Annotated in this window: 19 protein-coding genes; 10 read left to right on the forward strand and 9 right to left on the reverse strand. The window is 65.2% G+C overall.

Annotation, left to right across the window (positions count from 1 at the left end):
* Positions 1–17 precede the first annotated feature (17 nt).
* Positions 18–938 carry a hypothetical protein gene (locus AC5LXK_RS20715; RefSeq protein WP_493393323.1) on the forward strand — a complete coding sequence of 307 codons (921 nt, stop codon included), beginning with the start codon at positions 18–20 and terminating at the stop codon, positions 936–938.
* Between the two features lie 134 nt (positions 939–1,072).
* Here the strand turns inward: AC5LXK_RS20715 and AC5LXK_RS20720 are convergent, their stop codons facing one another.
* Positions 1,073–1,396, reverse strand: a complete 324-nt coding sequence (locus AC5LXK_RS20720; protein WP_493393324.1) for a hypothetical protein — start codon at positions 1,394–1,396, stop codon at positions 1,073–1,075.
* Positions 1,397–1,518: 122 nt separating this feature from the next.
* Here AC5LXK_RS20720 and AC5LXK_RS20725 point away from each other — a divergent pair, with 122 nt between their 5' ends.
* The 5 genes from AC5LXK_RS20725 to AC5LXK_RS20745 all read left to right on the forward strand — a co-directional run bounded on the left by AC5LXK_RS20725 (position 1,519) and on the right by AC5LXK_RS20745 (position 7,438).
* Positions 1,519–2,028, forward strand: coding sequence for a hypothetical protein (locus AC5LXK_RS20725; protein ID WP_493393325.1), 510 nt, complete (start codon positions 1,519–1,521; stop codon positions 2,026–2,028).
* A 215-nt stretch (positions 2,029–2,243) separates the two neighbouring features.
* Entirely contained in the window at positions 2,244–3,284 is a 1,041-nt protein-coding gene (locus AC5LXK_RS20730; protein WP_493393326.1) for a hypothetical protein, read from the forward strand.
* Positions 3,285–3,359: 75 nt separating this feature from the next.
* Positions 3,360–4,865, forward strand: a complete 1,506-nt coding sequence (locus AC5LXK_RS20735; protein ID WP_493393327.1) for a DKNYY domain-containing protein — start codon at positions 3,360–3,362, stop codon at positions 4,863–4,865.
* A 118-nt stretch (positions 4,866–4,983) separates the two neighbouring features.
* A complete protein-coding gene (locus AC5LXK_RS20740; protein WP_493393328.1) occupies positions 4,984–5,841 on the forward strand; it encodes an SDR family NAD(P)-dependent oxidoreductase in 858 nt (285 codons plus the stop codon).
* Positions 5,834–7,438, forward strand: a complete 1,605-nt coding sequence (locus AC5LXK_RS20745) for an AMP-binding protein (RefSeq protein WP_493393329.1) — start codon at positions 5,834–5,836, stop codon at positions 7,436–7,438. Before AC5LXK_RS20740 ends, AC5LXK_RS20745 begins: the two co-directional genes overlap by 8 nt.
* Before the next feature lie 250 nt (positions 7,439–7,688).
* Here AC5LXK_RS20745 and AC5LXK_RS20750 read toward each other — a convergent pair whose 3' ends face one another.
* From AC5LXK_RS20750 to AC5LXK_RS20760, 3 genes are all read right to left on the reverse strand, one after another.
* On the reverse strand, positions 7,689–8,900 hold the full coding sequence (locus tag AC5LXK_RS20750) for a patatin-like phospholipase family protein (RefSeq protein ID WP_493393330.1): 1,212 nt from the start codon (positions 8,898–8,900) through the stop codon (positions 7,689–7,691).
* Positions 8,897–9,040: a hypothetical protein gene (locus AC5LXK_RS20755; RefSeq protein WP_493393331.1), complete on the reverse strand. Its 144-nt coding sequence runs from the start codon at positions 9,038–9,040 to the stop codon at positions 8,897–8,899. The genes AC5LXK_RS20750 and AC5LXK_RS20755 overlap by 4 nt, the downstream gene beginning before the upstream one ends.
* A 133-nt stretch (positions 9,041–9,173) precedes the next feature.
* Positions 9,174–10,106 (reverse strand): hypothetical protein, encoded by a 933-nt coding sequence (locus AC5LXK_RS20760; RefSeq protein ID WP_493393332.1) that lies wholly within the window; start codon positions 10,104–10,106, stop codon positions 9,174–9,176.
* 337 nt (positions 10,107–10,443) lie between these two features.
* Between AC5LXK_RS20760 and AC5LXK_RS20765 the strand changes: the two genes are divergently transcribed.
* The 3 genes from AC5LXK_RS20765 (at position 10,444) to AC5LXK_RS20775 (ending at position 13,806) form a co-directional block, all read left to right on the forward strand.
* Entirely contained in the window at positions 10,444–11,733 is a 1,290-nt protein-coding gene (locus AC5LXK_RS20765; protein ID WP_493393333.1) for an NAD(P)/FAD-dependent oxidoreductase, read from the forward strand.
* 16 nt (positions 11,734–11,749) lie between these two features.
* On the forward strand, positions 11,750–12,307 hold the full coding sequence (locus AC5LXK_RS20770; RefSeq protein WP_069252166.1) for a helix-turn-helix domain-containing protein: 558 nt from the start codon (positions 11,750–11,752) through the stop codon (positions 12,305–12,307).
* A gap of 152 nt (positions 12,308–12,459) precedes the next feature.
* Complete coding sequence (locus AC5LXK_RS20775; RefSeq protein ID WP_493393334.1) at positions 12,460–13,806, forward strand: glutamine synthetase family protein; 1,347 nt, start codon at positions 12,460–12,462, stop codon at positions 13,804–13,806.
* A gap of 23 nt (positions 13,807–13,829) precedes the next feature.
* On the opposite strand, the gene AC5LXK_RS20780 is transcribed toward AC5LXK_RS20775, so the two are convergent.
* Positions 13,830–15,008, reverse strand: coding sequence for an FAD-dependent oxidoreductase (locus AC5LXK_RS20780; protein ID WP_493393335.1), 1,179 nt, complete (start codon positions 15,006–15,008; stop codon positions 13,830–13,832).
* 149 nt (positions 15,009–15,157) lie between these two features.
* Here AC5LXK_RS20780 and AC5LXK_RS20785 point away from each other — a divergent pair, with 149 nt between their 5' ends.
* Positions 15,158–16,093 carry a LysR family transcriptional regulator gene (locus AC5LXK_RS20785; RefSeq protein WP_493393336.1) on the forward strand — a complete coding sequence of 312 codons (936 nt, stop codon included), beginning with the start codon at positions 15,158–15,160 and terminating at the stop codon, positions 16,091–16,093.
* Here AC5LXK_RS20785 and AC5LXK_RS20790 read toward each other — a convergent pair.
* The 4 genes from AC5LXK_RS20790 to AC5LXK_RS20805 all read right to left on the reverse strand — a co-directional run bounded on the left by AC5LXK_RS20790 (position 16,085) and on the right by AC5LXK_RS20805 (position 18,518).
* A complete protein-coding gene (locus AC5LXK_RS20790) occupies positions 16,085–16,612 on the reverse strand; it encodes a GNAT family N-acetyltransferase (RefSeq protein WP_493393337.1) in 528 nt (175 codons plus the stop codon). The two genes, AC5LXK_RS20785 and AC5LXK_RS20790, sit on opposite strands and share 9 nt — an antisense overlap.
* A gap of 50 nt (positions 16,613–16,662) precedes the next feature.
* Entirely contained in the window at positions 16,663–17,241 is a 579-nt protein-coding gene (locus tag AC5LXK_RS20795; protein WP_493393338.1) for a hypothetical protein, read from the reverse strand.
* Positions 17,242–17,303: 62 nt separating this feature from the next.
* Positions 17,304–17,693, reverse strand: coding sequence for a lysozyme inhibitor LprI family protein (locus tag AC5LXK_RS20800; protein ID WP_493393339.1), 390 nt, complete (start codon positions 17,691–17,693; stop codon positions 17,304–17,306).
* 54 nt (positions 17,694–17,747) lie between these two features.
* On the reverse strand, positions 17,748–18,518 hold the full coding sequence (locus tag AC5LXK_RS20805) for an N-acetylmuramoyl-L-alanine amidase family protein (RefSeq protein WP_493393340.1): 771 nt from the start codon (positions 18,516–18,518) through the stop codon (positions 17,748–17,750).
* Between the last annotated feature and the right edge of the window lie 17 nt (positions 18,519–18,535).

The raw sequence follows: 18,535 nt of genomic DNA on the forward strand, positions 1-18,535 counted from the left end.
CGACGACGGTTGCGCGCTTGCTGTTCAACCGCCTCCACCCGGTGGGCTCGCTGATGAACGACGCATTGATTGAAGCATGGCTGCGTGAACTGGCGACGCGTCTTCAGCAGATACCGCCGGGCGGAGGCCGTTACGCGAATGGCCGCCCTGCCTTCATCGCCGCGTTGACGCCGCAGGAGTGGCGGTTGCTGAACCTGCACGGCATGGCCGATCACTATGTGCCTGTCGTTGCCGAAGCGTGGGAGCAGGATCACGCACGGTTTCGCTCGTTGCTGGTCGCATGTGTGCGCATCTGGACCTTGACCGGGCTCGCGAATGCACCGTTCAGCGCGAGATGGTCCTTCACCGACCCGCTGATGGCGCTGGCCGCCGGCGATGAGGAAACCTACCGGATACAGGTACCGGCGGCAGATGGTTGGGGTGATCCCGAGCTGTCGTTTTCGGTGGACAAGATGGTGCTGCTGGTAACGCGGCTGATGGTGGCGATTGAGCACGATTTGTCCTGGCCGCCGGCGTGGGAGACGTTCGCCGGGAAGATGATCGCAGGGAGCGGCGCATTCGATCGCGCGCTGGCCGAGACGCTGCTCGCGCTCCGCACGGGCGACGGCGATCCGGTGACGCCGTTCGGCAAGGTCGTCGAGACGTTTCGCCGGCCGGGCTGGGCGCGCACACGCTATGGCGCGCTGGCCGGTCTGCCGCTGTTGCCCGTCGGCATCGTGGAGCTTGCTGGTCGCAAGCATCATGCGGCTGCCGGGGAACTCGCGGCAATGCTGCCGGCTACAGCCCTCGCATACAGGCGCACGCTGGGGATGGGCACGCCGGCGTGTCCGTTCCTGTTTCCCGCCGAACTGGGCTTCCTGAACGAGCTTCTCGCCAATCCAGCGAGCTGGGCCGCGTTGGCGGCCCAACTGGCGAGAAAGTGGAACGCCACCGCGTGATGGACGATCGTCATGCCGGCGTCGCGGCGGAGCCAGGTTGCCTGCGCCGTGGGTGCTGCCGTCCGCCGCGGGCATCGACGCCATCCAGGATCGGTTGGACATGCGTGACTTCGAATCGAGGCGCGCGCGGCAGGTCAGTCGTCGTCGATCGATTCATCCAGCCGGGCCAGCAAGGCAGCCAGATAGTGTTCGCCTTCGTCGATCGATGCAACGAGCGCGGCGCGCTCCACTTCGCCCCAGAATGGCAGGCGCCACTGCGGATCGGGGTAGGGGCGCAGCACGGCTACGCGAAACAGGCCGTCGTTTCGACGCGCGATATGTGCGACCAGATTCCGGCTCGCGAGATGACGCTCGACGACGGTGACCTCGCCCGGCGCCTGCGATATCCAGATCGCTCCGTACCGTTCTTCCCAACTCATGTTCGCACCTCGTATGCGTGCGTCGGTATCGACGGGCATGGGCATGCCGGCCGCGGAACCACACGATATCAGGCGCGTATGGCGAGTTGCACCGACTTGAATGGCGCATGCTGCGATGACAGCCGCGTCGTTCGCAAATCCCCTTGTCCGGAGCAACCGATATGAAGCGTCCGATATCCGGTCGGTTACGACGATTCGATTCGAGCTTCAACGGCGCACGGCCGGTCAGGCCGCGCTTCCTTGCGTGGTTCTTGATCGCCGCGATCCCCGTCCTTGCAGGCGGGTGTTCCGATCGCGACACGCGGGATGTCTGGCCGGACGGCCTGATCGGTCACACGTGCGGCTCCAATGATGCGCCCCTGCCGGTCATCACGTCCACCGCGAAGGACGGGCGGAGCGTGCGATTGACCGTGCCCGACGCGTCGGAAGCTAAAGTCGTCACTGCGTCGGATGCCGCTCGTGCCGATCGCGGGCAAGGCCGCGTCTATCTGTGCGACTCGAACGGATGCGAGCTCGGCGCCGAAGGTCGTTACGATGTCAGGGCTGCCGGCGATGGTGCATGGCAAGTCGATTTCAACGCGACCTTCATCCGGGCAGGCCGGCCGCAGGCCGTTCACGGATCCTTCCTTGCGTACAAGGCCGATGACGCCACCGCGATGCCATGCGGGTAGCCGGTGCCGGCGGGCTATCGTTCCGTTGGCCGGCGTTCGGCGAACGGCCGTGCCGACGCGGCGTGCCGTTTCGAGGATTCAGGGTGGAGGCGGCTTTCGATGAAGGTGGGCGGCAACGCGAGAACGCGACATGCATCCGTCCCGCGCCGATCGGGGATCGGGGCCGGAGCCGCGGCATGCATTACGAGGCAGGCGTCCTTTGACAGGGGAAGCGCATGAGCAGGAGCGGGGTGTCGTGGGGAACGACAGCGATCCTTTCGCTGGGTGCGGTCGTCTTTCTGTGCCTGATCTTCTCGCCGCGGCTTGTCCACCTGTTGCTGGTGCGCGGTCTTTCGTTCGATTCGTACGTCACGGAAAAGGCGGCGCCTCGCGACTGCATGCTCGTTCGCCGCGGCAATGTTCACGCTGACGCGGTGATCTGCACGCTCGACTACAACGGAGCCGGCAAGCCGATATCCGCCAGGGCGCTGGCATGGGAGTCCGACAGTGCATTCAACACGCTGGCGGTTCTGCACCGGCGGCTCGCCGCTTTCAGCGATGGCCGGTCGATCGACGTCGACCTCAACGTCAACAGGCTGCATGGCGTCAGCCGGCCACAGTACGTGCCGCAAGCGTGGTTTCAGGCGTCCGTCGGGGCGCTGGACATGCTGATCCTCGTCGGGCTGTTCGTTGCGGGCTTTATCGTGCCGGGCATGCTGACTGGCCGCCCCGGGCGCCGCGCGGACTACGAGTACGACGAGCAGGGGAATCTGGTTCTCAAGCGCGGCCGCACCTGGCGAAAATGGCCGCCGCGGCTTGCGATGTCGCTGTTGTGGTGCCTGTTGCTGTTCGCGATGCTCTATACGTTGACCAACCGGCCGGCGAACCATCGGCTGTTCGTCGGCCGCGAGCTGGTGGACGTACCAGGCATCCTGGTGGATTGCGCGTCGCGTTACACCGGCGGTCAGAAGGGGCACGACCAGATCGAGTGCGACGTCAGCTATGAATGGCAAGGCCGAAAACTACGCGGGCAGGCCGAGGCCGTGGATTTCCGCTGGCTTCCGACCGCCGGGCGGCTCGATCGCGCGGCGGATTCCGCCGAGGGGCGTCACGTCCCGGCCTATGTCGACCCGGCCCAGCCAGGCTATGCGATCGCGTTCGTCAACGACGACATGTTCGTGCCGTACAGTCTGGGCCTGTCGGAAATCGTGCTGGTTGCATGGTTCTTCGGGCTTACCCTTTACGTTGCGGCAGCCGGTTTCGCACGGGAGCGATAACGTGATTCAGCGACAAGCCGGACCGCAACGTGATGCGTTACATGGAGACCGCGATCGATCGGGGAGGCGTGTCGCATGGTGTTATTGATGATCCTGCCGCTGCTCGTGTCGGGCGTGCTGATTTTGGGTCTTGCGCTGTGGCGGGCGCGGCAATCGCATGTCGCCGGTGGCGGCCGCCCGCGTGCGTTCGCCGGCCGGTTGATGGCGCCGCTACTGCTGGCAGGTGTTTTACTGATTGTCGTCGCCTTCGTGCTTGTCGATGCGTCGGGGGAAGACGACTCGGCGGGCGGCGGCAAAACCCTGGCCGGTATCTACACGCTCCATCGGGGGCGCGTCTACATGAACATCGGCGGACAGGGCTACTATCTGGTGCCCGGCGCCGATGCCCGCAGCTTTGGCGCACTCGGCGGCCTGGATTCGGAGAATCTCGGCAAGGATCGCATCGCGGTGTATTGCGGTTCGCGCGTTGTTCCGCGGTTGCGTCCCGAACAGGTTCGCTTCGTCAGCAACGGCTACGTCAGCGATGGAAGACGCGCGTGGTACTGCACGCGGCAAAAGAAGAACGCGTCCTATCACTGGTGGCACGACTTCACGCACAGCCGGAGCGAGGATAACCCGGAGAAGCCGCGCCCCACGGACTACGTGCTGGTTCCGCTGGAATCGGCGAATGCCGCGAATCTGAAGATCGTTGTCGATGCGTACGCGCAGGACGGCGTGCACGCCTTCTACGAAGGCGGTGTGATCCCGGGCGCCGACGGCGCGTCGCTCCAGACGGTAACGCTCGGCCTGGGAGAGCTGGCCGGCCGGATAGACGATCGCTACGCGCGCGACAGCCGCCGCGTGTATTTTCAGGGCGAGGTGGTACCGGGCGCCGGGCCGGCTACATTTTTCGCGTTCCGGCCGGACAGCGACCCATCGGACAACGTCTACGGGCAGGATCGCGCGACCGGGCGATTCTACTTCGGCGCAACACCGTTTCCTCCCGAAGTCGACGGCGTGGACAGCCGTTCGCTGCACCTGTTGATCGCCGACCGCGACCGTGCCAATCACGAGCTTTTCTATAACGCGTCGGGAATCTGGTTCTGGGACTATCGGGGCGAAGGGCTCCAGCGCGGCTGCGCCAACCCGTTCGCCGGCACGCCGACGATGCGCTCGCACGGCGTATGGACCGACGATCGCAACGCCTTCGTGATACGTGCTGTGGACGAATGGGGAAACGGACGGAGCGATCGATCGTTGAAAGCCCGCAAGACGCAATTGTGGATGCTGCCGGGTCTGTCGGCGCCGAAGTGGACCAAGGTTGCCGATCTGGACGGCGGACAGGGCGAGTCACGCGGCACTCTGTGGCAAGGCGGCACCCAACTGTATTTCGCGCCAAACGCAGGGAAGAATGTCTTTCTGAACGACGCCTTGTATATCGTCAGCGATCTTGAGGGCCTCAAGCGCGACCTCAGGTCCGGGCAATACTATGTAAAAGTGCTTCAGTCCGGCGATATCCAGCGGCTGGATTCGTCGGACGGCACGATCGTCTGCCGGGCTGCCTCGCGTGATCCGTCGACGTGGGAATTCTGGAAGCAATGACCCCGTCGAAACGGGCGAGGTCGAATGCAGTCCGAAGTTTTCCCGCTCGATCGACTTCGCATTTTTATGGCCGATGCATTGCTTTCGGGAACGTATCTGGATCATGTCGCGACCGTCCATGCCGAGCTGGCTTTGCCCCCGAACCTGTCTGGACGAAGCACGATTGCGGCGCCTGCTGGCGGGAAAGACGATCCTGATCACCGGCGCGTCGTCCGGGATCGGCGCGGCTGCCGCACGCCTTCTCGCGCAGCCGGGCGTACGGCTGCTCCTGGTCGCGCGAAACGAAGCGCGACTGGCCGATGTGTGCAGACAGGCAACGGAGAAGGGAGCCAGCGCGCACTACTACTGCGTCGATTTCGCGGAGATGAGCCAGGTGCAGGCGCTGGGCAACCGGATCGAAGCCGAGTTTCCGGTGATCGACGTGATGATCAGCAATGCCGGGAAATCGATTCGCCGACGCCTGACCGACGGACCACAGCTGTTGCGCGATGCGTTGCGCTGCAACCAGATCAACCATGTCGCGCCGGTCGCGTTGCTGAGCCGGGTTCTTCCACGCATGGTGGCGCGCGGCGCGGGGCAGGTCGTCAACGTGTCCTCGGTGTCGGCCAGGCTCCCCGCGACGCCTTACTGGGCGGCCTACCAGAGCAGCAAGAGCGCGTTCGACATGTGGTTTCAGTCGGTGGCTGGCGAGCTGCGCACCAAAGGCATCGATCTCGGATCGGTCTATCTGCCGCTGGTCCATACGCCAATGAGCGCGCCCAGCGCCGTGTTCGAGCGCGTGCCCGGCATGTCCGCCGAGCAGGCGGCGGGCGTACTGGCCTACGCGCTGGTGTCGCGCCGGCGTCGCGTCGCGCCGTGGTGGCTCTGGCCATGCGAATGGATCGCGATTCTGTTTCGTCATCCTGTCGACTGGATGCTCTCGGCGCTGTATCGACGCGGCGCTTCGCAAGATGCGTCGGGGAAGCGCGATGCGTGACTGCCTGACGGCGATGCGATGGGTATGGCGAGCGCTGCGCATCAGCGGTCTGCCCGCGCCGGGCTCGCTGGGGTTGCGCCTGGTCCGGCTGGGCATCCGGCACGGATGGTCGATGTACGTGCTCGCGGCGCTCTGGAAAGACCTCGCGCCCGACGAGACCGCGCTGGCGGACGATCAGCGCCAATGGAGCTGGCGCGAGCTCGTTTGCGACGTCGACGCGCTTGCCTCCGCCCTCGACGGCATGGGGGGGCGCGGCCGTGACCGGGTCGGCTTGATGTGCCGGAACCACGGCAGGTTTGTCATCGCGATGCTGGCGTCGATGAGGCTCGGTGCCGACGTCGTTCTGCTGAGCACGCGATTCGACGGGCGTCAGCTGGCGGCGGCGCTCGACGCTCACGATGTGCGCACGCTTGTCGTCGATCCGGAATATGCAGCCCACGTGAAGGAGGCCGATTTTCGTGGTCGGGTGCTATGGAGCGAATCGTCGACGGACCGTGAAGCGGGCGGTGCCGGCCCGAATCTGCCGGGATTGATCGCATCGACGCCCCCCGCGCGGCGCGGCCGGCGCAGGCAGGGCGCGTTGATCGTGCTGACCTCCGGAACGACCGGCGCAGCGAAAGGCGTGCGTCGCGCGTTGTCCGTGACGCAGGTAGCCGGAATCATGTACAGCCTGGTGTCACGGCTGTCGTTGCGAACCGGGGCCCGCACGCTGATCGCGGTACCGCTGTTTCACGGATACGGAGTCGCGGCGCTGGCGTTGGGCCTGGCGCTTCGGTGTCCGGTGGCGCTCACGCGTCATACCGACGGCAGCCGGTTGTGGGCAATCGCCAAGCACACGCAGGCAAGGAACGTCGTCGTCGTGCCGACGCTGTTGCGCCGCATGCTGGACGCATCGCTGCACGATCCGCCTGCCGCGATCGAGTGCGTCGTTTCGGGATCGGCGCCGATGCCGGTGCGCTTGATCGAGGAAACGTTCGGCCGCTGGGGCGCGGTTCTCTACAACCTGTACGGGAGTACGGAAGCGGGCCTGATCACGATAGCGGACCCGCGGGACCTGCGCGAGGCGCCCGAAAGCGTCGGGTACCCGGTCCACGGGACGGAGATTGCCATTCGAGGGAGCGCGGGCGACACGTTGAGCCCGGGGAAGATCGGCGAAGTGATCGTAACGGGGCGGCTGGTCTTCGGCGGATACGATCATGCGCATGCGACGCCGGTATCCGTGCATCCCTTCGCAACAGGAGACAAAGGGTGGCGAGACGCCGCCGGGCGGCTCTATTTGCTGGGGAGGACGGACGACATGCTGATCGTCGGCGGCGAAAACATCTACCCGCAACAGGTCGAGGACCGGCTGATGACCCTGCCTCAAGTCGTCGATGTGGCGGTGGCCGGGTGTGCCGCCGATGACGGAGGGCAATGCATCGTGGCGTGGTTGGTGCTGCGGCCGGGCCACGATATCGGGGCGTCCGATTTCGCGAGCGTGCTGCCCGCCTATATGCGCCCGGCGCGTTGGACGGTGGTTGAAGCATTGCCGCGTAACGCAATCGGAAAGCTGGCGCGCAGGCAGCTCGTGTCGCGGAAGACCGACACCGGCTCCTGATCCGCCCTCGCTTTTACGTACGGCATCTCATGCAGCGACGCACGCGTTTTCTTGATGGATGGACGTTTCGTCGAGTACGGCGGGGCCGAACGCGTGGCTGGCAACGGACATTCGGTAGGGTTTTGATGTACTGCGTTGAACGATGTCTCTGCTTGAATGGACCGGCCAGCCTACCGTAGACATCTTCGAGCCATGATTTATGGCAACCGGGCAGGTCGAACCGGACCAGAGTGCCGAGGTTCTGCCGACGTCATTCGGCCCGGTGGATGTCATGCGTGACGAAACCCGCCTCGTTGTCAGGCAATGCGAGACCGCCCTCGACTGCCAGAGTCTTGCGGATATCCTCGAGGCCGGCAGCCCAGCGATCGCGCATCGTCGACAAGCCGAACTGCGCATCCTTGTACTGACTTCCCGACTGCTCTGGCTGGTAAATCAGTTGCTGGATATTGTAGCGCCGGCCGCACGAGACTTCCTCGGCCTGCTTGCACCACGGGTGTGTTTTGCGCACTGCCTCGGGCACCTGCTCAAGCACGCGATGCAGAAGGCGGCGATAGCGCTGCTCGCGCTGCAGCGTGTCGGTGACGAAGCGGGTCCGGCTTGAATACTGGATGTCCTTCGTGCGCTCTGCGACGTCGTCCAGTGACTCAGGCAGCGGACCTCGCGCACTCCACAGATCGACCTGGAACGCGAGTGTGTCGCGGCGCGGTGACGCATGGAGTATTTCCATCAGCGGAGTGTTCGACACAATGCCACCGTCCCAGTAATACTCGCCATCGATTTCGACAGGTGGAAAGCCGGGTGGGAGCGCGCCGGATGCCATGAAATGCTCGGGACGCATGGTTGTTTTCGTGTTATCGAAATACGCGAAATTGCCGGTGCTGACGTTGACAGCGCCGACCGAGACGCGTGTCTCGCCTGAGTTGATGCGGTCGAAATCGCAGAACTCCAGCAGCGTTGCACGTAGCGCCGACGTATCGTAGTAGCTCACCTTTCCCGGGTCTGTTCGCATACCCGGAAGCGGCGGCGGGAAGCGGGGTACGAAGAAACCGCGCTGACCCTGCGTGAACGTGCTGGCTGTCTGCATCGCGGTCAGCATCGAGCGGATTTGCTCGTGCGTGTTGAACAGCGCGAACTCGAACGCGGCCGGAATCGTGGGAAAGAACGCCGGCTGGCAAATCGTTTCCCAGAACTCGCGTAGCCGCCCGACGCGATGCTCGGGTGCATTGCCCGCGATCAGTGCGGTGTTCAGCGCGCCGATTGAGATGCCCGCGATCCAGTTAACCGGAATGCCGGCCTCGTGCAGTCCTTCGAACACGCCGGCCTGGTATGCACCGAGCGCGCCGCCGCCTTGCAGCACAAGCGCGATCGTCTCGTATGGCAGAGCGTGCGCGGCCGCGCCGGCTACGTGACGCAGGTCCGCTGCATCGACTGCCTGTTTTTCGGTGCGGGCTGGTGACTTCATTGAATGATCCGTCGGTGACTAACAATGAACGGCTGACCGATCCGCCTGGCGCTTGCCTTCGCGATATCCAGCACGATCGGTTTGCCGATACGGTTCGAGGCAGCCGTGACGACGATGGTTTTGCCATCCGGATTGCTCATGATCAATCTCTCGTGAAAAGAGGGGCGTCTGTCCGGCAATCGATGCGGGCCTCAGCAACCTGGGCTACGACTATTCACAGCTCGTCTGGAAAACCGGGTGCCGGAACCATCGACACGCTTGACCACCGTTCATTCAGTGTTCTGCGTAGTCGATACCGGTCAGCGGACCCAGATGGGCGATCGTGGTGAAGTGCGATTCGTGTTTCGTGTCGATATTGAGCACGCGAACATTACCGCCAAGATCCGTCACAAACGCACGCCGGCTTCGAGTGTCGAGCGACACGCCGATGCCTTCCTTCAGATCGCGGGCGAGTACTTCGCGTTCTGTTAGTCCGGTGGCGGTGATTTTTGCGCGATTCAGCGTGTTGCCGTCGTGAGTGTCGTCGCCACGGTCCGTCCAGTACAGCATGCCGTGGTCGTGGTCGAGGTCGAGATCGATCGGTTCCGGCAAGTTATGGAGGAGACATTCGACGTCAGGCCGCTGGTCGGGTTGCGCACCTGGCGGCAGTTCGATGCTGGCCCTGAATATGCGGCCTTGCCCTGCGTCTGGCGGCCCCTTCTGGGTCCAGTAGATATGGCCGTTTGCCTTGTCCAGCACGATGCCGACGCAATGGCGTGTCGCATCCGCAGTGTCATGGGGAAACTCGCCGGTACGCACCAGTTCGGTGACTTCCGAGCCGTCGAGGCGAGCACGCATGACCCGCATGCCTTCGCGGTCGCACCAATACAGGTGGCCCCCCTGCTTGTCGATCACCAGTTCTTTCGGTGTCCCCGCCTGACCACTCGGCACCAGTACGTGGTGTCCGCTTCCGTCGAGATTGGCGCATTCGATCGTGCCATCGTTTGGCGGGACCGATCGGCTGGCCGGATCAGTGTCGATTAGATGGATGCCGGTACCCATGTTGGTCCAGTACACGATGTTGCTTTCGGCGTCGACCTTGATACCGTCAGGTGTCCGAGTCAAATTCCCGAGCACGGTTTGATGGGCGCCATCCGGTGACAGTGCAATGATCGCGGGAGGTCGCGCTTGCAGGACATACAACGTACCGCCATTCTTTGTTGTCACAAGAAATCTCCGAGTAGTCACGAGAACTGCCGTCATTTCCCAAGACGGGCGAAATCCATTTCCACCGAACGGACACCGGTAGCCTACACACGTCAGATCTCCAAACAGTCGGTTTAAGTGTTAAGCATTGTGAAGCCGAGCTCGCTGGTTCTTCGGGTGAGGCTAGCGTCAATGCAGCATGGCCTTGTCCAGCGGCAGATCGGCCACGAGGCGCTTGAGCTTCGCGTTTTCTTCACGCTACTCCGACGATGCGGACACCGATCGCCACGCTTGCATGCGTGAAATTGTCGTGCTAATTTTTCATGAAATTTATCGACGTAAATTTCACGGAGTCCGCATGTTCGTGCAGTCCGACCGTCACGTCGCAAGCTACTACGCCGGCACCTACCCGGCGCCGATCCCGCATCGTCCGGCACTGGACGAACGTATCGACGCCGACGTGCTCGTCGTGGGCGCGGGCTTCAGCGGGCTGCATACGGCGCTGCGCCTGGCGCTGGCCGGCAAGCGCGTGGTCGTGCTCGAAGCGAGCCGCGTCGCGTGGGCGGCATCGGGCCGAAACGGCGGACAGGCGCTGCTCGGCTGGTCGTGCGACATGCAGCCGCTCGAGGATTCGCTGGGCCGCGACGGCGCGCGCCTGCTGTGGGACAGCATGCGCTGGGCGGCGGCCGAAGTGCGCGAACTGCCGGTGCGGCACGGCTTCGACATCGACTACCGGCCCGGCAGCTTGTGGGCCGCGGTGCGGCCGCGCCGCGTCGCGATGCTCGCGCAGGCGCGCGACGAGGCGGCCGAGCGCTGGGGCTACGACCGGCTGCGCGTGATCGGGCGCGACGAGATGCCCGAATGGATCGGCGGCACGCGCTATCTCGCGGCGCTCCATGATCCGGAGGCCGGCCACCTGAACCCGCTGAAGCTCGCGCTCGGCCTGGCGCAGACGATCGAGCGCGCGGGCGGCCGCATCTTCGAACAGAGCCGCGTGCTCGACTGTCGCGAGACGGGGAGCGGCCATATCGCCCGCACCGAGCGGGGGGAGGTACACGCGGACGTGCTTGTGCTCGCGTGCAACGCGTACGTCGACCGCCTCGATCGCGATCTCGCGCGCCGGCTGCTGCCGGTCGGCACCTACCAGGTCGCGACCGCGCCGCTCGCGCCCGACGTCGCACGCGCACTGCTGCCGCAGAACAGCTGCGTGATCGACAACCAGTTCGTGCCCGACTATTTCCGCCTGAGCCCCGACAACCGGTTGCTGTTCGGCGGCGGCTGCACGTATCTCGGCGGCATTCCGGCCGATATCGCGGCGGCGACGCGCCCGCACCTCGAGCGCGTGTTCCCGCAACTGGCCGGCGTGCCGCTCGACTACGCATGGGGCGGCCATATCGACATCAGCATGCGTCGTACGCCGGACATCGGCCGCCACGGGCAGCGCTTCTGGCTGCAGGGCTTCTCGGGGCACGGCGTGCTGCCGACGCTCGCCGGCGCGCGCGCGGTGGCCGACGCCGTGCTCGGCGACGACCGCCTGCTCGCGCAGTACCGGCGCATCCGCAACCCGCGTTTCCCCGGCGGCGACCGGCTCGCCGCGCCGCTGGAAGCGATCGGCAAGGCCTGGTACCGTCTGCGCGATACCGTCTGACCCACCGGAACCCGTCATGAACGAACAGGAAGAGATAGAAAGTCTGGCGATCCTGATCCGCGACCTGCGCAAGCACCGCAAGGTCACGCTGAACGATCTCGCCGAACGGATCGGCCGCTCGGTCGGCTTTCTGTCGCAGGTCGAGCGCGGGCTGTCGCGCCCGACGGTCGCGGATCTCACCGCGATCGGCGAGGCGCTCGGCGTGCCGACCACGTATTTCTACAGCCTGAGCAAGCCGCGCAGCGTGCCGTGGGTCACGCGGCCCGACGAGCGGCGCACCGTGTATTACGCGGCCGGCATTACCGACATCCTCGTGTCGCCGAACATGCGTTCGCGCTTCTCGATCCTCGAAAGCCATCTCGCGCCGGGCGCGAGCAGCGGCGAGCGGCCGGTCGACGACAGCGACGAGCAGGGCGGTTTCGTGCTCGAAGGAGAGCTGACGGTCTGGATCGACGGCGACGACACGCCCGTCACGCTCGGCCCGAACGATGCATTCCAGCTGCCCGCGCACAAGCGCTTCCGTTACGCCAACCTGACCGACGCGCCGACGCGCGTGATCTGGGTATTCACCTGAGTTGTCGGCGGGGTGCGCGGCGTTGCAGGCCGTCGCATCACGCAGCCTGTTTGCAGTACTGATTGAAATGCGGCGCTCGCAGTTTCGTATGCTGCATGAATCCGGTTCGCCGCACTGCGGCACCGTCATACAAGACATGGAAAGGATGAGACATGGCTGACGTCGTTCCCGCGCTGGTCAGTGAAGTCCGCGCATTCCGGCAGGCACACCCCGAGATCCGTTATGTCGACCTGATCTGCCTCGATCTGCCCGGGCATTTCTACGGCAAGCGCTATCCGATCGATGCGCTCGAGAAAGTCGCGGCGGGTTCGCTGTTGAAGTTGCCGCAAAACTGCATCCTGCTCGGCACGCAGGGCGGGCTCTACAAGATCGGCGACTACTGTTTCAACGACGGCGACCCGGACGCCGTGCGCCGGCTGATCCCCGGCACGCTGAAGCCGGTGACTTGGGAGAAGCAGCCGCTCGGCCAGATGCTGATCACGACCGACGGCACCGATTCGCCGGTCGAGTTCGAGCCGCGCGAGGTGCTCGCGCGCGTGCTGAAGCGGCTCGCGCGGCGCGGCATCCGGCCGGTCGTCGCGTTCGAGCTCGAGTTCTACCTGTTCGACGCACAGCTCGAGGAAGGGATGCCGAAGTATCCGCGCGACCGCCTGTCCGACGATCGCGACGATCAGCCGAACATGCATATCGAGCGGCTGTCGCGCTTCTCCGACGTGCTGCACGAGATGGTCGACGTCGCGTGCGGGCAGGGTATCGACGCGACCGTGATCACGGCCGAGCTCGGGCCCGGCCAGTTCGAGATCAACTTCGGCCATTGCGACGACGGCCTGCGCGCGGCCGACTGGTCGGCGATGTTCTGCCGTAGCACGCGCGGCGTCGCGCTGCAGCACGGCTATCGCGCGAGCTTCATGGGCAAGCCGTACCTGCATGCGCCGGGCAGCGGGATGCACGTGCACGTGAGCCTGTACGACGAAGCGGGGCGCAACCTGCTCGCGGCGGACGGCCAGCGGCCGCTGCGGCACGCGGTGGCCGGGTGTCTCGCGCTGCTGCCGCATTGCATGCCGGTGTTCGCGCCGAACCACAATGCGTTCCGGCGCTACGGATCGATGGTGAACGCGGCGAGCCGGGCGAGCTGGGGCTTCGAGGATCGCGATGCGTGCATCCGGATTCCGGAGTCGGACGCGCGCAACCTGCGGATCGAGCACCGGCTCGCGAGCGCCGATGCGAATCCGTATCTGGTGCTCGCGGCGATCCTGTCGGGGATGGAGCATGGGCTCGATACGAAGATCGAGCCGATCGCGCCGCTCAACGAGGATCGCGGCAGCGGCATCGATTTCCCGAAGGAGATGCTGTCGTCGGTTGTCGCGATGCAGGATCATCCTGCCGTGCGCGAAGGGCTCGGCAGCGAGTTCGTGATGGTGTATTGCGAGAACAAGCGGCAGGAGGAGCTGGATTTCCGCAACGAGATCGGGGCGCGGGAGTATCGGTGGTTTTTGTGACCGGCTGCTGCCGCCCGCACGTCCTATCGTCCGCGCATCTGTTCGATCGGCAGGTGCGCGCCCCACGCATGCGTCAGCGCTTCGATTTCGGCCACCGGATCGATCTGTTGTCGCGCGTTTTCGTTCACGTCGTCACCGAATAACAGGTGAGCGAATTCGCGCGCACGCTCCGTGATTGCCGCGGTTTTCCGGCTGCGCCGCGTCGTGAACGACGCGAGCGCTGTCTCGAGATCGCTGCCGTGGTCTGCCTCGTATTCGTCGAGACACCGAGCAAGATGCCAGGCATCCTCGAGCGCCTGGCATGCGCCTTGCCCGGAAGTCGGTAGCGGCGCGTGCGCGGCGTCGCCGATCAGCAGCACGTTGCCGCGGTGCCAGACGTCGACCGGATCGAGGTCGTGTACGCGGATCTTCGCGATCGTGTCCGGCGGCGTGGCACGTATCACATTCGCGATGGGCGCGGGCCACGCAGCGAACCGCCGTTCCAGCATCGCGCGCGGATCGCCTTCCGTCGCACCCTCCGGGCCGGCTTCGGGCCACGCCGCCGCCCAGTACAGGCGATGCCGGTCCACGGCGACGATGCCGAATCGCTCGCGCGTGCCCCAGTAATCGAAGATCGACACGTCGTCGACCAGCGGCGCATCGCTTTGCGCGATACCGATCCAGTTGACGAACCCCTGATAGACCGGAGTGTTGTCGCCGACCACATGACGTCGCGCGACGGAGTTCATGCGGCCGTCCGCGCCGATCACGAGATCGGGAGCGATCGTCGTTCCGTTGTCGAAGTGAACGACGGCGCGCCCGTCCGTCCCGGCATCGATCGACGTTGCACCATGGCCGAAGCGGACTTCGATGCCTTGCCTGGCGACATGCCGCGCCAGCACGGCCTGCAGGTCGCGCCGCAGGATCGAATAGGTCGGGAATCCCATGCGGTCGTCGAGTGCGCGGATACCGGTGGTCTTGAGCAGGTTGCCGTGCCGGTCGATGCGTTTCATCGCGTTCATGCGGCCGCCGGCTTCGACGATGTCCGGCAGCAGGCCGAGCTGCGTGAGGACGAAGCCGGCATTCGGCCACAGCACCACGCCTGCGCCCATCGTCGATTCCGACGGCCTGCGTTCGTACAGCCGGATCTCGTGACCGCGCTCGGCGAGCGCGAGTGCGGTGCTCATGCCGGCCACGCCGGCGCCCAGGATTGCAATGTTCATGACGCTCCTTCCTTGTGTCGTGCGAGTGCTCGCTTGAACGCGGGTTCGCGAGGCGGCGTCGCATTGACGGGATGAGCATCGTAAATTATGGTCACGGACGGGATAAGCCATGAAAATCGGCGAGCTTTAATACCTTAAATGGGCTAATGATGCGGAGCAAGCTGGATCTGAATGCGGTGCGCGTGTTCGTGTCGGTGGTCGACGAAGGCAGCTTTGCCGGCGCGGCATGCGTGCTTGCGATGCCGGGCTCCAACGTGAGCCGCCATGTCGCGCAACTGGAGTCGCGGCTCGGCGTGCGCCTGCTCGAACGCAGCACGCGGCACCTGCGCATGACCGAAGCCGGGCGTTTGCTGCACGAGCGAGCGCGACCGATGCTCGATGCGCTGACGCAGGCCGAATTCGAGCTGACCTCGCAGCAGACGGAGTTGCGCGGCGTCCTGAAGCTCTGCGTGCCGGGCGAAATCGGGCCACGCATGCTCGGGCCGATCGTCGCGGAATTCGCGAGCCGCCATCCGCGCGTCGAAATCGACTGCGACACCAGCCTCGCGGGCGTGTCGACGCTGCGCGACGATATCGACCTGTCGATCATCGTCAATCGCGGGAAACTGGACGACAGCGCGTTCGTCGTCAGGCCGCTCGCGAGTTTGCCGAGTGTCGTCGTGGCCGCGCCGTCGCTCGTCGCCCGAACCGGGTTGCCGACCCGGACGGAACAGCTCAGGCAACTGCCGTGCATCACGACGTTGAGCACGCTGAAAGGGCAGCCGTGGCAGTTCGCCGATCGCGACGGGCGGATTCACAAGATTCCGGTGGCGAGCCGGTATCGCGTCAACAGCGGCGAGATGGCAGGGCTGGCGGCAGTGAACGGGATCGGCTTCGCGATTCTCGTCGAGCGCGCGTGCGCGGCAGCACTGGCTGAAGGGCGGCTGGTGCGTGTGCCGCTGGAGATGACGCCTGCGCCGCTGGAGCTGCATGCCGCTTATGCGAGCCGGAATTCGGTCAATGCGAAGATCCGCGAGCTGTTGCAGATGATGCAGGAGCGGTTGGCGGCGGAGGAAGCGATGCCCTCGTCGTGCTCGCTACGGTAGTACGCGCCAGTAGCGCACCTCTTCGATCGGTACGCCATCGATTTCGAACGTCTTGATGTCGTCCTCGGAGACGAAGCCTTCGCGTTCATAGAACGCCCTTGCGCGACGGTTCTTGATCAGGACCCAGAGCGATACCCATGCATGACCCAGGTCGCGCAGCGATCGGCAGGCGTGATCGACCAGTGCCGCGCCGATGCCTTGCCCGCAATGCGACGGATGCAGGTAGATCGCTTCGATTTCCGCCCACCCGCGATCCTTGTCGGTGTCGCGTGTCGGACCATAGGCGATCCATCCGGCCGGCGCGTTGTTCGTGATCGCCAGCGCGACGCGCGGCCGTCCGGCATTGAGCGCACAGCGCCACGCGGCGGTGCGCTTTTCGACCGACAGGCCGGCAAGGAACGCGGCCGGCATGATGTTCGTGTAGGTCGCCTGCCATGACGCAACGTGGATGTCGGCGATGGCCGGTGCGTCGGCGGAGGTGGCGGCGCGGATGTCGATCGTCGTCGTGTTCGGTGCCATGCGTACCTCGCCTGATCGGTTGCCATGTGCCGCGTTGCCGCGTGCGGGTTTTATGCCACGGGATCCAGACTGCCGTCGATGGCGAAATGGTAGTTGATATCCGCTTGCGACGCGTCGCCGGGGGCGTCGGTTTTGCTCAGCACGAACTCGAACGCGGGTTCGTACCAGCCGTTGCGCGGGACTTCACCGCCGAGGACTTCGACGTCGTACCAGCCGTTGTCGATTTCAATGACGGGCCTGCCCGGTTCGCGATAGCGCGCGAGCAGCGCGTTCACCGTTTCGTCGGTGAACCGTTCGAGAATGCGCCACGTGTAAAGCATCACCGCACGATGCTCGACGCGCAGCACGTACCCGCCTCGCCGGTGCTGCAGCCGGCTGCCGGCCTTCAGCAATTCGGGGGTGTCGTCGTCCAGCGTGAAGATGACCGTGTACGGATGATTCTCGATGCCGGCCAGCGGGATGACGACGCCTTCGAGCACGGCGTGGTCGCCGCTGTCGCCGGTCGTGAATTCGGACGCGACGTTGTCCGACAGTCGATGTGTTTCCTTGTAGCGCTTCAGCAGCAGAAGATCGCCGACGAGGAAATAGTCGATCAGGTCGTTGAGGACTTCGGAGAATTCATGCCGCATCGTCGTTCCTTTCGAAGGTGCGGTGCCGCGAAGCGTGTCGCGGCACCGCACGCGCGACGATCTTACTCGCCGAGCTTCGACGCCACGCAGCCCGTGCTCGAGCATTCGCGCTCACGCTCGCGCAGGAACGACAGCCGCGACTGCGTCATGTCGTTCGCGCACTGGATATCCACGAGGTAGCTGTTGTTGCGCGTTTCGCTGCACTGCGCGTCGCGTTGCTTCAGCCACGCAAGCTGGCCGGCCTTCAGCGTGGCCTGCTGGTCGCCGCTCAGCTGCTTGCGCAGGCGGCCGTATTCGTCGTTGAGATCGCGGTCGGATTGCGAGAACTGCGTGCTGGTGCAGTACACCTGGTCGAACGCGCTGTGCGGCTTTCCGCAGCCGGCAGCCTGTGCGGCGAACGGAACGGCGAGCGCGAGCAGCGCGCAGGATGCGAACAGGTTCTTCTTTTTCATTGTGATGCTCCTGACTGGGTGAAAACCGTTGAGCCCGACGGGCGATGCCGTCATTTACTTCGGTGCCGTGCACGCGTCGATGCCGCCCGCGATCGCGGTGGCCAGGCGCTGGATCGTCTCGCGCCGCGCGAGCCGCGCTTCTTCGTCCGGATTGACGATCACGCCGGCCTCGACGAGCACGGCCGGGATCGGCGCGGTGCGCAGTACGACGAGATCGTCGAAGCGGTGGATGCCGAGTTGCGGGTCGATCAGCGGGCGGTTCTCGCCGCGGATCGGCTGTGCGTGATACAGCGACGGCCGCTCGCCGGCCGCGACCAGCCGCTCGGCGATCGCCTTCGCGCAACGCAGGCTTTCCGCATAGTGCGGATTGCGCTCCGACACGAACACCGAGAAGCCGCGGAATTCGCGCTGCCGGCCCGCGTCGATGAACTGCTGCTGCATCGAGTCGTGATGGATCGACACGAACAGGTTCGCGTCGGGCGCCTGCGTCGAGCGCTGGTCGAGCTTGATCTCGCGGCCGTCGGCCGACGTGCGCAGCACGCGGTCGCCGTGCGCGGCGAGCTTTTCGGCGACCGCGCCGGACAGATCGAGGTTGTACAGGTATTCGACACGCCCGCTCGCGCCGGTGGAGCCGGGGTGCGCCGGCGTATGGCCGGTGTCGACGACGATGTAGCGCCCGGAGGCGGGCTCGGTGCCGGAGGCGGCGGTGGCGGCCGTATCGGCCGCATGCAGTGCCGGCGGCGCGCCGAGCAGCGGCGCGCAGGCGAGCACGCGCGCGGCGGCACGCACGAGCGGGCGAAGGCGTCGGAGGGTTCGATTCGTCATTGTTGTTGTCGAGGAGG

The sequence above is a fragment of the Burkholderia pulmonis genome (assembly GCF_984667975.1).

Coding starts and splice junctions, on each gene's coding strand:
- AC5LXK_RS20720 (WP_493393324.1), bottom strand. CDS start 1,396: ATGCCCGTCGATACCGACGCACGCATACGAGGTGCGAACATGAGTTGG.
- AC5LXK_RS20725 (WP_493393325.1), top strand. CDS start 1,519: ATGAAGCGTCCGATATCCGGTCGGTTACGACGATTCGATTCGAGCTTC.
- AC5LXK_RS20730 (WP_493393326.1), top strand. CDS start 2,244: ATGAGCAGGAGCGGGGTGTCGTGGGGAACGACAGCGATCCTTTCGCTG.
- AC5LXK_RS20735 (WP_493393327.1), top strand. CDS start 3,360: ATGGTGTTATTGATGATCCTGCCGCTGCTCGTGTCGGGCGTGCTGATT.
- AC5LXK_RS20740 (WP_493393328.1), top strand. CDS start 4,984: ATGCCGAGCTGGCTTTGCCCCCGAACCTGTCTGGACGAAGCACGATTG.
- AC5LXK_RS20745 (WP_493393329.1), top strand. CDS start 5,834: ATGCGTGACTGCCTGACGGCGATGCGATGGGTATGGCGAGCGCTGCGC.
- AC5LXK_RS20750 (WP_493393330.1), bottom strand. CDS start 8,900: ATGAAGTCACCAGCCCGCACCGAAAAACAGGCAGTCGATGCAGCGGAC.
- AC5LXK_RS20755 (WP_493393331.1), bottom strand. CDS start 9,040: ATGAGCAATCCGGATGGCAAAACCATCGTCGTCACGGCTGCCTCGAAC.
- AC5LXK_RS20765 (WP_493393333.1), top strand. CDS start 10,444: ATGTTCGTGCAGTCCGACCGTCACGTCGCAAGCTACTACGCCGGCACC.
- AC5LXK_RS20770 (WP_069252166.1), top strand. CDS start 11,750: ATGAACGAACAGGAAGAGATAGAAAGTCTGGCGATCCTGATCCGCGAC.
- AC5LXK_RS20775 (WP_493393334.1), top strand. CDS start 12,460: ATGGCTGACGTCGTTCCCGCGCTGGTCAGTGAAGTCCGCGCATTCCGG.
- AC5LXK_RS20780 (WP_493393335.1), bottom strand. CDS start 15,008: ATGAACATTGCAATCCTGGGCGCCGGCGTGGCCGGCATGAGCACCGCA.
- AC5LXK_RS20785 (WP_493393336.1), top strand. CDS start 15,158: ATGCGGAGCAAGCTGGATCTGAATGCGGTGCGCGTGTTCGTGTCGGTG.
- AC5LXK_RS20790 (WP_493393337.1), bottom strand. CDS start 16,612: ATGGCACCGAACACGACGACGATCGACATCCGCGCCGCCACCTCCGCC.
- AC5LXK_RS20795 (WP_493393338.1), bottom strand. CDS start 17,241: ATGCGGCATGAATTCTCCGAAGTCCTCAACGACCTGATCGACTATTTC.
- AC5LXK_RS20800 (WP_493393339.1), bottom strand. CDS start 17,693: ATGAAAAAGAAGAACCTGTTCGCATCCTGCGCGCTGCTCGCGCTCGCC.
- AC5LXK_RS20805 (WP_493393340.1), bottom strand. CDS start 18,518: ATGACGAATCGAACCCTCCGACGCCTTCGCCCGCTCGTGCGTGCCGCC.